The sequence below is a fragment of the Phaeodactylibacter xiamenensis genome (genome assembly GCF_000759025.1).
In the GTDB taxonomy this organism is placed as follows: Bacteria; Bacteroidota; Bacteroidia; order Chitinophagales; family Saprospiraceae; genus Phaeodactylibacter; species Phaeodactylibacter xiamenensis.
On the sequence record NZ_JPOS01000018.1, the window covers coordinates 321,757 to 338,054 of the forward strand.

The 16,298-nt window shown below is 50.0% G+C and carries 12 protein-coding genes; 10 read left to right on the top strand and 2 right to left on the bottom strand.

All coding sequences use genetic code 11. The features are described 5' to 3' along the window. Window positions 1–22: 22 nt before the first annotated feature. Complete coding sequence (gene rsmA / locus IX84_RS08050; protein WP_044218455.1) at window positions 23–802, bottom strand: 16S rRNA (adenine(1518)-N(6)/adenine(1519)-N(6))-dimethyltransferase RsmA; 780 nt, start codon at window positions 800–802, stop codon at window positions 23–25. Window positions 803–950: 148 nt separating this feature from the next. Between rsmA and IX84_RS34320 the strand changes: the two genes are divergently transcribed. The 4 genes from IX84_RS34320 to IX84_RS08065 all read left to right on the top strand — a co-directional run bounded on the left by IX84_RS34320 (window position 951) and on the right by IX84_RS08065 (window position 5,572). Next, window positions 951–1,076 (top strand): hypothetical protein, encoded by a 126-nt coding sequence (locus IX84_RS34320; protein ID WP_262501622.1) that lies wholly within the window; start codon window positions 951–953, stop codon window positions 1,074–1,076. Then, on the top strand, window positions 1,073–2,155 hold the full coding sequence (pdxA, locus tag IX84_RS08055) for a 4-hydroxythreonine-4-phosphate dehydrogenase PdxA (RefSeq protein ID WP_044218457.1): 1,083 nt from the start codon (window positions 1,073–1,075) through the stop codon (window positions 2,153–2,155). Before IX84_RS34320 ends, pdxA begins: the two co-directional genes overlap by 4 nt. Window positions 2,156–2,336: 181 nt before the next feature. After that, complete coding sequence (locus tag IX84_RS08060) at window positions 2,337–4,685, top strand: TonB-dependent receptor (RefSeq protein WP_044218459.1); 2,349 nt, start codon at window positions 2,337–2,339, stop codon at window positions 4,683–4,685. A gap of 26 nt (window positions 4,686–4,711) precedes the next feature. Continuing rightward, window positions 4,712–5,572, top strand: coding sequence for a DUF4249 domain-containing protein (locus tag IX84_RS08065; RefSeq protein ID WP_081968663.1), 861 nt, complete (start codon window positions 4,712–4,714; stop codon window positions 5,570–5,572). Between the two features lie 96 nt (window positions 5,573–5,668). Here the strand turns inward: IX84_RS08065 and IX84_RS08070 are convergent, their stop codons facing one another. Continuing rightward, window positions 5,669–6,436, bottom strand: a complete 768-nt coding sequence (locus IX84_RS08070; protein ID WP_044218465.1) for an OmpA family protein — start codon at window positions 6,434–6,436, stop codon at window positions 5,669–5,671. A gap of 361 nt (window positions 6,437–6,797) precedes the next feature. Between IX84_RS08070 and IX84_RS08075 the strand changes: the two genes are divergently transcribed. The 6 genes from IX84_RS08075 to IX84_RS08100 all read left to right on the top strand — a co-directional run bounded on the left by IX84_RS08075 (window position 6,798) and on the right by IX84_RS08100 (window position 16,241). Continuing rightward, complete coding sequence (locus tag IX84_RS08075; protein WP_044218468.1) at window positions 6,798–7,574, top strand: alpha/beta fold hydrolase; 777 nt, start codon at window positions 6,798–6,800, stop codon at window positions 7,572–7,574. Between the two features lie 163 nt (window positions 7,575–7,737). After that, entirely contained in the window at window positions 7,738–10,347 is a 2,610-nt protein-coding gene (locus IX84_RS08080; RefSeq protein WP_044218473.1) for a M1 family aminopeptidase, read from the top strand. A 252-nt stretch (window positions 10,348–10,599) separates the two neighbouring features. After that, window positions 10,600–13,968, top strand: a complete 3,369-nt coding sequence (locus IX84_RS08085) for a DUF4175 family protein (protein ID WP_044218476.1) — start codon at window positions 10,600–10,602, stop codon at window positions 13,966–13,968. Between the two features lie 129 nt (window positions 13,969–14,097). Further along, window positions 14,098–14,484 (top strand): ATP-binding protein, encoded by a 387-nt coding sequence (locus IX84_RS08090; RefSeq protein WP_173426300.1) that lies wholly within the window; start codon window positions 14,098–14,100, stop codon window positions 14,482–14,484. Beyond that, window positions 14,484–14,960 carry an rRNA maturation RNase YbeY gene (ybeY, locus tag IX84_RS08095; protein ID WP_044218481.1) on the top strand — a complete coding sequence of 159 codons (477 nt, stop codon included), beginning with the start codon at window positions 14,484–14,486 and terminating at the stop codon, window positions 14,958–14,960. Before IX84_RS08090 ends, ybeY begins: the two co-directional genes overlap by 1 nt. A 78-nt stretch (window positions 14,961–15,038) precedes the next feature. Further along, complete coding sequence (locus IX84_RS08100; protein ID WP_044218483.1) at window positions 15,039–16,241, top strand: MFS transporter; 1,203 nt, start codon at window positions 15,039–15,041, stop codon at window positions 16,239–16,241. Window positions 16,242–16,298: the final 57 nt, after the last annotated feature.

Below are 16,298 nucleotides of genomic sequence, written 5' to 3' on the forward strand. Positions count from 1 at the left end.
TAGGTATTTGCGGCTCAATCCACTAGGCATTTTGCCAGTCTTCCACCCATTTGGAGAGCTGCACAAAGTCGTCCAGCCCCAATTGCTCCGGGCGCTCACTAAACAAAGGCTCCTGTAACAGGGGCGACCCTTTGAGCAGGCTTTTCATTGTATTGCGCAACATTTTTCGGCGCTGGCTGAACGCCTGCTTGACCACTGCCCGGAAGATGCGCTCGTTGCAGTCCAGGCCCTGCGCTGCCTTACGGGTAAGGCGTATCACCGCCGACTGGACCTTAGGCGGCGGCGTGAATTGGCTTTTGTCAACGGAGAATAAGTACTCGCCTTCGTAATAAGCCTGCACAAGCACACTGATTACACCATAGGTTTTGCTGCCTGGCCCGGCCACGACCCGTTCAGCCACTTCCTTCTGGAACATGCCCACCATTTCCGGGATGTAGGACCGGGTTTCGATCATTTTGAATAAAATCTGTGAAGAAATATTGTACGGGAAATTTCCGATTAGGCCAAAGGGCTCCTGCTGCTGCAGGGCAGGCAGGTCTGCCCGCAGGAAATCGCCCTCTACGATATGCCCCTTCAGGTCAGGGTAGTGTTTTTTGAGGTACAAGACCATGTCGCGGTCTGCTTCAACCACGATGAGCTTTTCCGGGCGCTGCAACAGATACTTGGTCAGCATACCCTGCCCCGGGCCCACTTCCAGTAGTTTTTTATACGCTTCGCCCCCAAGCTGCAGGCTTAGTGCAATGCGCTCCGCGATGGGCTCGCTGTTGAGGAAGTGTTGGCCGTAGGATTTCTTCGCTTTCAAATGAGGGCTGCTATTGGTGAATAAAATTTATATTTTTGCATCTTGAGGACAGAGCAAAAATAAATGATGCCATTATGATTCGCTAAAATTTTCTAAGCAACAGGACAGAGGGAGGTTGTGTGAAAATATTAGTGAATACTAAAAGAAAATGGCATCATTTATTTCCGTCAAACTACTCAGTGAGTCCCTCACCGCTGTGCTGTTGTGCCCTAAAGGTACGACGATGAAGCGGAAGAGCGAAGACAGCACGGATAAATCACAACTGCAGGAATGAGCAAACTTAAAATAGGCCTGAGCATAGGCGATATCAATGGCATCGGACTGGAAGTAATCCTGAAGACTTTTCTCAACGGGCAGATGTTCAATCAATGCACTCCAATGGTGTATGGATCATCCAAGGTCGTTTCCTACCATAAGAACATCATCGAAGGTAATATTGAGTTTCATGCCCTACGCCCGGGCGACCGCCCACAGGAGGGTAAGCTCAATGTGGTGAACTGCTGGAACGAAAATGTCAACATCACCCTAGGCAAAGCCACAGAGCTGGGCGGGCAGTACGCCGGCCGCTCTCTGGAAGCCGCCGTTCAAGCACTGAAAGCCGGGGAGATTGATGCACTCGTTACCGCTCCGATCAATAAGGAAGCGATGAAGCTTGCACAATTCCCCTTTCCGGGGCATACCGAATACCTGGCGCGGGAACTCGACCGGGGCGAGCACCTCATGCTGATGGTCAACGATGGCCTCCGCATTGGTTTAGCGACCAACCACTTGCCGCTCCGGGATGTGGCGGATGCCATCGATAAAAATGTGGTCAAACGCAAAGTCGAGGTGATGGAAGAGTCTCTCCGCGTGGACTTCGGCATAGAACGGCCCACCATTGCTGTATTGGGGCTTAACCCGCATGCAAGCGATGGTGGCGTGATTGGCTCAGAAGAAGAGGCGTTCATCCGCCCGGCTATCGTAGAGCTCAAAAAGAAAGGCATGATGGTACTTGGGCCATTCCCGGCAGACGGTTTTTTCGGTGCCGGCCACCATGCAAAATTTGATGGCATACTGGCTATGTACCATGATCAGGGGCTGACGCCATTCAAAGCGCTTTCCTTTGGCAATGGGGTGAACTACACCGCTGGGCTGACCCATATCCGCACTTCCCCGGACCATGGTACGGCCTATGACCTTGCAGGCAAAGATGAAGCCGACCCTGCCTCTTTCCGGCAGGCTGTCTATGAGGCTATAGATATTGCCCGCAACCGTAAACAATACCTGGAGTTGCACGAAAATGCCATGAGGGACCTGCAAAAACCAGCCGATATTGAAGGGGAAGATGAGGTGCTGACTGAGGACGAAAACTAACCTCTGTCGGACCTTTCACAAAATTTATCGTATTCTTCAAAACAATTGGTAGCCATTACCGGATTACTTAGTTGAGCAAAACGATACGGTGGCCGGATTTAAAACTCTATTGGTTGATTAAATCAAGCCAATCGCTGGCGCTCTCGTACATTTGCACCTTCAACTATACAATTGCTTTTCCATGATACGATTGCTACTCCTGTTCTCGGGACTAATGCTTGCTTTTTTTCTTCAGGCACAGGATGTCACCATAAGTGGCACCATCAAGGATGGAGAGAACGGGGAAGACCTCATCGGCGCTACCGTTGCAGTACCGGAGCTTGGCCTCGGCACTTCTTCCAACGCTTACGGTTTCTACTCCCTCTCTGTACCCACGGGGGATACCCTGAAAGTTGTTTTTAGTTATGTGGGCTTTCAGTCTCAGGCTTTCACCTTGCTGCCCCGGCAGGATACCACCTTTAATATTAACCTGACCACGGGCGTACAACTGGATGAAGTGGTAGTCAAAGCCAATTCTTTCCAAGAGCAAATTAACTCCACAGAAATGAGCGTGGAAGCGATCACCACACGGGAAGCCAAGCTGGTGCCGGTGCTGCTGGGCGAGAGCGATATCCTGAAAACGATCCAACTGAAACCGGGTATCCCCTCGGGCAGCGAAGGGCGTACCGGGCTGTTTGTGCGGGGTGGGGCACAGGACCAAAACCTCATCGTGCTGGATGAGGCGGTGGTGTACAACGCCAACCACCTCTTCGGCTTTTTCAGCACCTTCAATACGGATGCAGTCAAGGACCTCAAAATCTACAAGGGCGGCTTCCCGGCAGAATACGGTGGCCGCCTTTCTTCTGTCATTGATGTAAAGCTGAAGGACGGCAACAATCAGAAATTTGCCGGTTCCGGTGGGCTGGGGCTCATCTCCTCCCGCCTGACCCTGGAGGGGCCAATCCAGAAAGACAAATCCAGCTTCATCGTTTCCGGACGCCGTACTTATGTGGATCTGCTGACCCGGCAGGTCAACCGTGCGAATGAGGACAACGAAGACTTCTCGCCCATCCCGGACTATTACTTCTATGATCTGAATGCGAAAGTCAACTTCCAGCTGAGCGATAAAGACCGCCTTTTTCTGAGTGGTTACTTTGGGCGGGATGTTTTTGGCTTCAGCAGTGATTTTTTCAATTTCGACTTTGACTGGGGGAATGCTACAGGCACGGCGCGCTGGAATCACGTCTTCAATCCCAAATTGTTTGCCAATACCACTTTCACATATTCAGATTACCAGTACAATATCAATAATCAAATTACAGGCTTTTCCTTCGGGCTGGGCTCCAATATTGCCGATGCCAGTCTTAAAACGGATTTTTTTTATGCCGCCAATAATCAGCACACCATCCGCTTTGGCGCGATGGCGACGCACCACACCTTTACCGTAGGCCGCCTGCAGGCAGGAAGCGATGACGGAGTGGTCAGCTTCTCGGCAGGGCAGGAGTTTCAGGGGGTGGAATTCGGTGCCTATGTTTCTGATGAGATGGAGCTTTCAGAAGCTTTGAGTATCAATGCCGGGCTCCGGTTTTCCGGATTTAATAATGATGGCAAAACGTATGTGGGGCTGGAGCCCCGGGTGGCAGCCCGTTATAAACTCTCAGAGCGCTGGGCGCTGAAGTCGAGCTACGCACGTATGTATCAGTACCTGCATCTTATTGCAAATGCCGGGGTAGCCCTGCCTACTGATATCTGGTACCCTTCCACTCAGCGCGTACAGCCGCAGCGTTCTGATCAGGTGGCAACGGGCGCATCTTATCTGCTGGGCAGTCAGTACTTTCTGAACTTCGAGCTATACTACAAATGGCTGGACAATCAACTGCAGTTTGTGGACGGTGCGCAGATTTTTGTCAACGATGAGCTGGAGGACGAATTTGCAGTAGGAGAGGGGCGTGCCTACGGTATGGAATTTAGCATAGAAAAGAAAGAAGGGCGGCTCACCGGCTGGATTGGCTACACCCTTGCGCTAACCCGCCTGCAGAATTTTGAGACACTTGATCCCAACGGGCGTTTTGCGCAGGAGTCAGAAGGCTTTGGCCCCTTCAATCCGATTTACGACCGCCGCCACGATATTTCCGTGGTCGCATTATATGAATTGAGCAAACGCTGGACGGCTTCAGCAACCTTTGTCTATGGTTCGGGCGACCTGACGTGGCTGCCTCCGGGTCGGTTTACGTTTCAGGATGTACCCGGGGCAGGCTTCGAGGCGGTGGTGCCTGATTACCGGGAGCGGAATAATTTCCGGCTCCCAGCCTATCACCGGTTAGATCTGGGACTGGTATACAAATTTTTCCCAAAATGGGGAGAGAGTGACCTCACGCTTAGCGTAGTCAATGCATATGACCGCCGCAATGCCTTTTTCATTTTCTTTGAACCAGAGTTTGAAGGCGAGGAATCCAACACTGGTGGCATCAATATTCCGACCCGGATTGCCGCTAATCAGGTTTCCCTGTTCCCGATCCTGCCTTCACTGACCTGGAATTTCCAATTTTAACCACCACCTGACCAACCTTTAGTGCTATGAATAAATTACATCTTAAATTAATGCTGGGCCTGCTTGCCTTAAGTGCCTGCAACCTGGAGCAGGAAGTCGAGATCAACCTGCCCGACTACGAGGTACGCCCTGTGCTTGAAGCCTACGTAGAACCTGGTGAACGCTATCGTTTGCTCCTCACACGAAGTGCGGGCTACTTTGCTCCACTGCCTTCACTGGACAATTTACTGGAAGAGTTGTTGCTGGACAGCGCAGAAGTGAGCATTACTCACGATGGGGTGACCTATCAGTTGGAAAACACCCTGCTGTTTGACCCCACAACCCAGAAAATTTATAATTACGCTGCAGGCTCTAACGACCTGGTACCTACCGAAAGTGATTTACCTTTTGAGCTAAATATTACGCTGCCAAATGGGGAGACCATCAGGGCCGAAACCCGTTTGCTGCCGCAGGTGGAAATAGACAGTGTAGTGATCGAATTTCCGGAAACGGGTAATCCCGCCGATACTTTGGCCCGTGCCCTGACTTACTTTACGGACAATCCGAATACGGACAATTTTTACCGGCGCATGCTTCAGCTTAATTCGCTTGATAGCCTGCCGGAGCAGGACTTTGTTACAGATGACCGGCTGGTGGAAGACAGTACCATCGCTTTTGGCACCGGGTTTAACTATAAGGCAGGAGACACCCTGATTACCACACTGTACCATATTTCTGAAGACTACGCTACTTTTCTGGAGAGTGTTGATGGAGCAGCGGCGGCAAATGGCAATCCTTTCGGGCAGCCCAGCCCGGTGATTTCCAACCTGGAGGGCACGGCCAATGCGCTGGGTATTTTCACTGCCCTGGTGAGCTTTAGGCGGAATGATATAGTGATGAGAAATTAGAAAGGGAAGGAAGAGCGCAAAATAACAAAGCCGGTAGCATCCAAGAGGACACTACCGGCTTCGTTTTTTACTTAAAGGCTTTTAGAAAGTCCGGGATTAGTTGCCCGTTTTCATCAGGCCACCCAGCTTAGCATTTGGCTGGATTACAGTGCGGCGGTTTTCAGCACGGCCCTCAGCTGTTTCGTTGTCACCTACTGGCTCGTACTCACCTGCACCAGCAATAGTCAGCTGATCAGGGTTAGCACCTTTGCTGATGAGGTAGCGTACAACGCGGCTGGCACGAGCAACGCTCAGGTCCCAGTTGTCACGGTAAGCAGCACCTTCGATCATCTTCTCGTCGTCAGTGTGGCCTACTACCATCATTTTCAGCTTAGGGTTGTTCTTCAGCGTCATCGCAAGCTCTTCCAAAGCACCACGCTCATCAGCGCTCAGTGCAGTAGAACCGCTGTTGTAGGTGATTGCCTCAGAAGTGACAACGTACAGGTTGCCGTCGCGCTCTTCCATTTTCAGGCCAGAGTCCGCATAAGCACCGAAGATACCGTTGATTTCTTCCTTGATGGCGTTCAGTTCTTTCTCAGTCATGTTCAGCTTCTCCTGTACCTGAGACATCTGGCTTTCCATGTTTGCCATTTTGCCTTCCATGTCAGAAATCTTGCCTTCCATTTCTGCTTTTGTAGCTTCAAACTCTTCCTGAAGTGCAGCTTTTTCCTCTTCGAGGGTCTTCAGGTTAGCCTGAGTTTCAGCGAGTGCTTGATCAGTTGCTTCCTTAGCGGCTGCCAGTTCGTCATATTTCTTTTTAGAAACGCAAGACTGCAGCGCGCCAATGGCAAGTGTGAAGATCAGTAATTTTACTATCAGACGCATGTTCGTTTGGTTTGATTAGTGAATTATATTGGTTTTAACGTTTGCCCGCTCAATGGACGAATTACATGGCTCAAAGGTAAAAAAAGCTTGTAATATTTTACAAATACTACGATTTGATTGGTGACAGGGGCTCGAATAATTGCTGAAGGGGTTAGAAAATTACCAGGTTGGCCATATAAATTCAAAAGTGGAACGTCATGCCGGGCAGTTTGTTTGCTTATTGGGGATAAAGCCGCAATAATATTGCCCCTTACTTTTGGTATGTATTATGGCATGACATACCTCAGGCTTCAAAAAACGACTATTTTTCTGTAATTACCTATTTTTGTGCCTATATTACTGTCTAACCAGAAATAGTTAAATGGAACACCGGATTAAGGAAGAAGGTAAATTCAAATACATTGAGACCCAGGGTGAGGGGCCAAACCTTCTGTTATTGCACGGGCTTTTTGGCGCGCTAAGCAACTTTGAGGGCATCATTGAGCATTTCAAGAAAACGCACAACGTCATCGTGCCCATACTCCCTATTTTTGAACTTCCCATCCGGAAAGTATCTGTCACCGGGCTCGTCGATTATGTAGTGGACTTCGTAAACTACAAAGCTTACGAAAAGGTGAACGTGCTTGGAAATTCCCTGGGTGGGCATATTTCACTGTTGTACGCGCTGGCTCAGCCGGATAAGATCAGTTCAATCATTCTCACCGGCAGCTCGGGCTTATTTGAAAGTGCGATGGGGACGAGCTTCCCCAAGCGGGGTGATTACGACTTCATCAAAACCAAAACAGAAGCGACCTTCTATCGCCCTGAAGTAGCCACAAAAGAACTGGTGGATGAGGTTTTCGATATCGTCAATGATCGCAATAAAGCCATTCGTGTGATCGCCACTGCCAAGTCAGCCGTGCGCCATAATCTTGGGGATAAACTCCATCAGATTGAAGCGCCTACGCTTCTTGTTTGGGGGCGTCAGGATAATATTACGCCGGCTTTCGTAGGGGAGAAGTTCCACGAGCTGATCGAAAATTCCCGCCTGGTCTTTCTTGAAGAATGCGGGCACGCGCCCATGATGGAGCACCCGGAGGTTTTCAATAAGCACCTGGAGGACTTTCTGGCTGAAGTAGTTGCTAAAGAAAGCGCTTAGAAGCAGGCTGTTTAAATTAAAGAGGGGAGACTATCTTGCCAATTTTTGCGTTACAGGGGGACTAAAGCTCTGTTAACTTCTGATTCCTTTACCTTTACGGGAAGTGAATGCAATGCTGTATGTCAGCACTGTATATCTGTTGTATTGTAAAACACAACCATACATGTCTATCTTAAGAACCTTAATTATTGGCAGCATGCTAGTGCTGTTAGGCAGCTGCGGCAGCCAGCAGAAAGCCGTGCAGCCTGCCGGGGAACCCATTATAGAAACAGAATTCCGGCAGTTGGACACTATGTTCGTCTCTGCATCCCGTGAGCCGGAGCCGGAGAATTTCACCCTGCCAACCTACCGGGCCAGCCATACCCGTACGCACGATTTGATGCATACCATTCTCGATCTGCAGTTTGACTGGGAAGCAGAACAGGTCCTGGGCATAGCTACACTCACGCTGTCTCCCTATTTCTACCCTTCTGATGAGGTCACCCTTGATGCCAAAGGCTTTGAATTCGAATACATCCGGTTGAAAGGCAGTAACCGTAACCTGGAATATGGCTACGACGGTCGTCAGGTGAGAATTAATCTGGGGAAAACCTATAAAAAAGGTGAATCTTATACACTGGAGATCAAATACGTAGCTACGCCGGCAGCTTCCGGTGGCAGTTCTGCCATCACTTCCGACAAAGGGCTGTTCTTTATTGACCCCCGGGATGAAGACCCGGACAAGCCTACCCAAATCTGGACACAGGGGGAGACCGAGCACAATTCCCGCTGGTTCCCAACCATTGATAAGCCTAATGAGCGGACCACGCAGGAAATGTACGTCACCGTAGAGGACAGGTACGAGGTGCTGTCGAATGGCGTACTGGAAAGCGTGGAGGAGGAAGCAGGCATGAAAACCTGGCACTGGGTGATGGATCAGCCACACGCGCCCTACCTTTTCATGTTGGCCATTGGGGAGTTTGCTGTGGTGGAAGACACCTGGGAAGGCAAGCCGGTAACCTACTACGTTGAACCGGAGTACGAGGCGGATGCTGAAGCCATTTTTGCCCACACTAAGGAAATGCTTTCCTTCTTTTCGGATAAATTAGGCGTAAAGTACCCCTGGCAAAAGTATGCACAGGTGGTGGTGCGCGACTATGTTTCCGGAGCTATGGAGAACACCACTGCTGTCATATTCGGTGACTTCGTACAGCGCCACAAACGGGAGCTCATCGACGATGGCAATGACCGGATTGTTGCCCACGAGCTGTTCCACCACTGGTTTGGTGACCTGGTGACCACCGAGAGCTGGTCTAACCTGACTATGAACGAGGGGTTTGCCAATTACAGCGAGTACCTCTGGTTTGAGCACAAGTACGGCCGGGACTATGCCGATCACCATTTGTTGGGCGAATGGTCAGGTTATCTGAGCTCCGCCCGGGGTAACCTCCACCCGCTGATTCATTTTGGGTACGAAGATAAGGAAGACATGTTTGATGCCCATAGCTATAATAAAGGTGGTGCTGTACTGCACATGCTGCGCAACTACGTGGGCGATGATGCCTTTTTTGCTGCCCTCAATCTTTACCTGACTGAGAATGCTTACACTGCGGTGGAAGCCCATAACCTTCGGCTGGCTTTCGAGGAAGTGACCGGCGAAGACCTCAACTGGTTCTTCAACCAATGGTACTTTGAGCAGGGGCACCCGGACCTGTCTGTTACTTACGACTTCAACGAAGCAACCGGGCAAGCAAACGTAACGGTAGAACAGATACAGAATCCGGAAATCATGCCCGCTATTTTCCAATTGCCTGCTGCCATCGATATCTACAAAGCCAATGGTGAAAAGGTAAGGCACGAAGTTATGGTGAACGAACGCACTCAGACGTTCACCTTCGAGCTGGAAGAAGCGCCCGCTTTGATGCAGTTTGATGCAGACCGGGTGCTGCTGGCAGAGATGCAGGACAACAAATCTTCAGCACAATACCTGTTCCAGTATAAAAATGCCCCGCTGTTCCTGGACCGCTATGAGGCCGTGCTTGAACTGCGTGGCGAGCAGAGCCCGGAGGCACAGCAAGTCATGACCGCTGCACTGGAAGACCCGTTTTGGGCTATCCGGGTAGCCGCCATGCAAAACCTTTCGCCAGAGACTGCTGCTAATGCAGGTGCTATGCTTTCGCAAATGGGCAGTGAAGACCCCCATTCTGAGGTCCGTGCCATGGCTTTCTCTATGCTGGCTGAACTGGAAGATGCAAGCGCCGTCAGCTTTGCCCAGCAAGCTATTCAGCAAGACTCCGCCTACAGCGTGATTGGAGCTGCACTTCAGTACCTTACGGTGCTCGATCCGGAGGCGGCCCTGGAAATTGCCGACGACCTGGAGCAGCACTCCTCCAGCGATATCCTCCTGGCGGTTGGGGAATTGTACGCCAGTACCGGCGATGCCAAATACCTGCCGTTCTTCAAAAAGAACCTGACCGAAGTCAGTGGGTTTTCTGCCATCTATTTTGTGGATGCCTGCGTGGAACTGGCTGTCAACAGTGACCTGGAAACATCGAAGACTGTTGCGGGCCACCTGAATACCCTCGCGCTCGGTGAAAGCATTTCCCCATGGATTAAATTCGGGGCTACCCGCGGGCTGAATGAAATGCGCAAAGCCTTTGAACAGGCAGAACAAAAAGAACAACAGGCCTACGCTGAAACCCTGCTGGAAAGGCTCAAAACCATAAAAGCCAGTGAGAAAAACCCGCAGCTGATTTCTTTCTACAATCAGATGTTATCAGATATAAAGCCGTAAGCTTTTTTTATCTCTTGACTTTTCCACAAAAGCAGCTTATTTTACCCTCATCTGCCAAGGGCTCCGGCGCACCGGGGCCCTTGGTATTCACTAGCACGCATCATTATCCCCTTAAGACCAGCGTATTTTTGCTTAAAAGCAACCTTCTGACAAGTAAAAGTCTGTTAAAGCAGGCTGTTTGTCAATCTTTTAAGGTCTTGGCTCGTTATTAGTGGGTCTGTTCACGATTAGATTTTTGAGGAAAAAAGCAACATGGCAACGCAAGACAATTATCAGCTGCTCATTGAAAAGCTGGACCAGTTTATCCGCAAGTACTATATCAATCAACTGATCAGGGGCGCGCTGTATAGCGTGGGGCTGATCTTGTTCCTGTTCCTGACCATTAGTGTCCTGGAATACTATTATTATTTCAGTTCTGGTGTGCGCAAGCTGATGTTCTTCTCCTTTATCGGAGCGAGCGCACTGGCCGTGGGCTTTTGGGTGGCTTTGCCGCTGGCCCGTTATTTCCGGCTTGGACAGGTGATTTCACATGAGCAGGCCGCTCAGATCATTGGCCAGCACTTTGGCAACGTGCAGGATAAGCTGCTCAATGTGCTGCAGCTCCGTTCACAGGCAGAAGCAGGCAGTAGCCGTGAGCTCATCATGGCGAGTGTGAACCAAAAGTCGGAAGAGATCAAACCGGTCCCTTTCAAAAAAGCTATCGACCTGCGGAAAAACCGCAAGTACCTTCGTTACGCTTTGCCTCCGCTTGCCTTGCTGCTTATCATCCTTTTCGTCAATGCCAACCTCATTACCGATAGTACTACCCGCTTGATTAAGAACAATGAGGAGTTCGAAAAGCCTGCTCCCTTTAGTTTTATCCTGGAGGAAGAAGCCCCTTCAGTCGTACAGTTCGAGGATTATCCGCTGACGGTAAAAATCGATGGGGAGCAACTGCCGAATGAGGTCTTTATCGATGTGGACAATGTGCAGTACCGGCTGGTGAAAGAGTCTCCAAATACTTTCTCTTACCGCTTCAGTAATGTACAGAAGAGTACAAAATTTAAGCTGTTCTCCAGCGGCGTGGAGTCTAAGCCTTACGAATTGAATGTACTCCGCAAGCCCAATGTGCTGGGCTTTGACGTGGAACTTGACTTCCCGGCTTACACACAGCGCAAAGATGAAAAGCTGTCAAGCATCGGCGATCTTGTCGTTCCGCAGGGCACCAATATCGACTGGGTTTTCAATGCCGAACATACCGATGCAATCGACCTTAAGTTCACCGGTTCTGATGACCGGGTGGAAGCCAAGCGCTTTTCTGATGACCTTTTCACCTACCAAAAACGGGTGATGGAAGATCAAAGCTACAAGCTCTACGTCTCGAACAAAGCGCTTCCCAACGCAGATTCCATTTCCTACACCATTTCAGTGGTGCCGGACCTTCATCCCAATATCTCTGCCAAAAAGTTTATCGACAGCACGCAGCAAAAGGTGCTTTTCTTCGTTGGTGAAGCTTCGGACGACTACGGGTTGCGCAGCCTGACGTTCAACTATCGCATTAAGCCTGCGAAAGGAGAGCAGGGGGAACTGCAAACCGTTGTGCTGGACAAGCCGGCTGGTAAGCAGATTCAGTACGATCATGTTTTCGATATCAATACCCTTGGACTCAAGCCGGGCGATGAAGTTACCTACTACTTTGAAGTGGCTGATAATGATGGGGTTAATGGCAGTAAAACCGCACGGACTAACCTTATGGTCTACGCTACGCCCACCGTTGAGGAGTACAAGGAGATGGCGGAGCAGAACGACAATAAGATCAAGGACGAGCTGAAAAAGGCATTGGAGGAATCCAAAAAGATACAGGACGAAATGCGTAAAATGCGGGAGAAACTCCTGCAGGAAAAAGAACTGGACTGGCAGCAGCGCAAAGAGTTGGAAAAACTGCTGGAACGCCAGAAAGATCTGGAAAATAAAATAGAAGAAGCGAAAAAAGCTTTCGAAGAAAACCGCAAAAACCAGGAAGAGTACAGCGAGCAGGATGAAAAAATCCTCGAAAAGCAGGAGAAGCTGCAGGAAATGATGGAAGATGTCATGAGCGAGGAAATGAAAGAGCTCATGAAGCAGCTTGAGGAGTTGATGCAGGAACTCAACAAGGACGAAGCGCTGGAAATGATGGAAGACATGGAAATGTCAGACGAGGAAATGGAAATGGAGCTCGACCGGATGCTGGAGCTGTTCAAGCAAATGGAGCTGGAACAGGAAATGAACGAGGCCATTGACGAGCTCAACAAAATGGCGGAAGAACAGGAAAAGCTCAGCGAGGAAACGGAGCAGGCAGAAGAAGAAAAAGCTGAACAATCTCCTGAAGAGCAGGAAGCCAAACAGGAAGAGCTGAAGCAAAAGCAGGAAGAACTCAATAAAGACTTCGAGAAGCTCCAGGAAAAAATGGAGAACATTCAGCAGAAAAACGAAGAAATGGAGTCTCCCCAGGAAATGGAAGACCGGGAGCAGGAGATGGATGACGTCAAGCAGGATATGGAGCAAAGCCAGGAAAGCCTGGAGCAAAAACAAAATAAAAAGGCATCGGAGTCTCAGAAGAAAGCCTCTGAGAAGATGAAGAACATGGCCAACTCCATGCAGATGGAAATGCAGTCGCAGCAGATGCAGCAGATGGAGGAGGACATGGATGCCCTACGTCAGTTATTAGAGAATATCGTAGGCCTGTCCTTTGAGCAGGAAGACCTCATCGATCAGTTTGAGGCGGCAGAAATCAATACGCCACGCTATGTAGAGCTGGTGCAGGAACAATTTAAGCTGGAGGATGATTTCCGCCTGGTGGAGGACAGCCTTCAGGCACTGAGTAAGCGCGTGTTCCAAATCGAATCCTTCGTAACAGAGAAGGTAACAGCTATCAAGAGCAACCTCAAGGAAAGCCTCGACGAGCTGGAAGAGCGCCATAAGCCACAGGCTGCCAATCATCAGCAGCGCAGTATGAAAAACCTGAATGATTTGGCTCTCATGCTCAGCGAGGTCATGAATCAGATGCAGCAGCAAATGGCCGGTCAGATGGCGGGCAATCAGATGTGCGACAATCCGGGCGGAAGCGGTCCGGGCGGTAAGCCTAAGGATAAAATCAGTCAGGGGCAGCAGTCGCTAAACGATATGATGCAGCAGATGAAAAAACAGATGGAGGAGGGCAAGGGCAAGGGTGGCCCCGGTGCCAAAGAGTTTGCTAAGATGGCCGCCCGGCAGGCCGCCCTTCGCAAAGCCCTGAAAGAAAAACAGCAAAAACTGAAGGAGCAGGGCCAAGGAAGCCGCGAGCTTGAGAACATCATGGATCAAATGGACAAAATTGAAGAAGACCTGGTCAATAAGCGGCTGTCCAATGAAATGATGACCCGGCAGCAGGATATCCTTACCCGCCTGCTTGAGCATGAGAAAGCCGAGCGCGAACGCGAATACGAGGAGAAACGTAAAGCAGAGCAGGCTAGTCAGCAGGAACGGGAAGTGCCCCCTTCGCTCGAGGAGTACATCAAAAAGCGGGAAGCTGAAATCGACTTGTATAAAACGGTCAACCCTTCCCTCAAGCCGTACTACAAATTTATCGTTGAAGAATATTTCAAAACCCTGAAAACGGACTAAACTAGTAGCCTCAGTCTGGTAATTGTGCCAGGCTGAGGCTATTTTAGCCCGCCTGCTTTTCAGGTACACTTGCTTTTTACTGAAATTTGACCTACATTACAGGAAGTAACAATGAGTTTGGAGCCTATTATGCTGAAACTTTCCTCTGATACCAGGAACATCGCCCTGGTAGAATCCTTCGTAGAACGTGCGGTCGAACAGTACCAGATAGCCCCGGATATTTACGGCAATATTCTGATTACCCTCACCGAAGCCGTCAATAATGCTATCATTCATGGCAATAGTAATGACGAATCCAAAACAGTACAGATACAGCTAAGGCGCAAAAATAACTGCCTGTCCGTACGCGTAACGGATGAAGGGGAAGGTTTCGATCATTCCGCGGTACCTGATCCTACCGCCCCGGAAAATCTGTTGCAGGTAGGCGGGCGTGGCGTGTTTCTCATGCAGCAGCTCTCTGATAGCGTGTATTTTCACAACAACGGCTCCACCGTTGAAATGCACTTCAATCTTTAATGACTACAGACTGGCCTTTCGATACGGACGCTGAACTGGAAACAGGTATTTCCTTTTATGATGAAGATGCCGGTTTTATGCCTGCCCATCCTGAAAAGCTATACACCTGGATTGAAGAAGTCATCAACCGGGAAGGCGGTCAGCTCCGGCAGCTCTCTTATATCTTTTGTTCCGATCAGTACCTCCACCAAATTAATTTGGAATACCTGGATCACGATACCTACACCGATATCATTACCTTTCCTTACACCGAGATACCGATCATCCACTCGGATATTTTCATCAGCGTGGAACGGGTGCGCGAAAATGCAGACACACTAAAGATTCCCTTTGAGCAAGAGCTTCACCGGGTGATCATTCACGGGGTACTCCATCTCTGTGGCTATCCCGATAAGTCGGAAGCCGAAGCCCGGAAGATGCGTTCGAAAGAAGACGAGGCCCTGGCACTGCTTAATTCCGGATTTTCAGTGGATTAAAAAGTCTGATGCTTTAGTCAGGCTGCTTTGGCGTTGTACCTTTGTGCAGATTTCCATCATTCAGAAGCTACGCCATTCATGCGCCATACCCGACAGCTCCGTGACAGCCTGCCACTTTTAGCGTTCGGATTACTGCTTACCTTTTTCTCCAGTTTTGGGCAGACCTTTCTGCTTTCCCTTTATGTGCCTGCTATTGAAGCTTTGCTGGGTATCAGTAATACCGTTTTTGGTAGCCTGTACGCGGTGGCAACGCTTTCGAGTGCATTTACCCTGCCCTGGCTGGGAGGGCGGTTTGACCATATGCCTATCCGTGCTTACACGCTCATGGTTTTAGCAGGGCTGGTGGCAGCGCTTTTGTTGCTTTCTTCAGCTCGTCACCTCGTGGTAGTAGTGATCGCCTTTTACGGGCTTCGTTTATTTGGGCAGGGGCTGATGAGCCATACAGCGGTTTCCGCTATGGCGCGTTACTTTGAGGCCAACCGGGGCAAAGCCATTGGTATTACCACACTAGGGCACCCCATCGGCGAGGCGACCTTGCCTTTGCTGGTGACCTTGCTCATAGGGGGCTTTGGCTGGCGCTCAACCCTGCAATTCTCCGCTTTGAGTATTGTTGTGGTGGTGTTGCCTGCCACTCTGCTGTTGCTTAGCGGAGCCCGGTCCACGTTGAAAAAATTTGAAGCCACCAGCGATACGGATGCTGCAGCTATGCCACACCAAAGCATTTGGCGGCTGATGGCTGAGCGCCGGTTCTGGATTATCACGCCTTTGGTATTCATGACCGGCTACACGAATACGGCTTTGTTTTTCTTCCAGCTCAAGCTGGGAGAAGCGAGGGGGTGGACACCGGAATGGGTAGCCGGTTCTTTGTCAGCTTTTGCACTGGCCAGTGCTTTGGGGATGGCAGGGGCAGGCCCACTGGTAGACCGGCTTTCGGGGCGGCAGTTATTTCCGGGCTATATGATTCCCTATGTGGCCGGCCTGCTCGTGCTGGTTTTTTTTCATCAGCCTATTGCATATCCTGTAGCGCTCCTGCTCCTGGGATTGGCAAACGGCTCGGGGAGTACGGTTAAGAATGCCATGCTGGCAGAAATTTACGGCATTCAGGTTATCGGAAAAGTACGCAGTGTCTTTACCACAATCATGGTAATCAGTACGGCCCTCGGGCCCATCAGCTTTGGTGTACTTCTGGATGCCAATCTTTCTTTTACCTGGATATTCGCAGTGGTAGCTGTTATCATTGTGCTAACTATTGTGAATGGCTGGAGGCGGTTAACAAGCTGATGTCGAATTTTTTAAAAATTACGGCCGCCAACCTTCAATCAAACAGCTAAGGCAGAG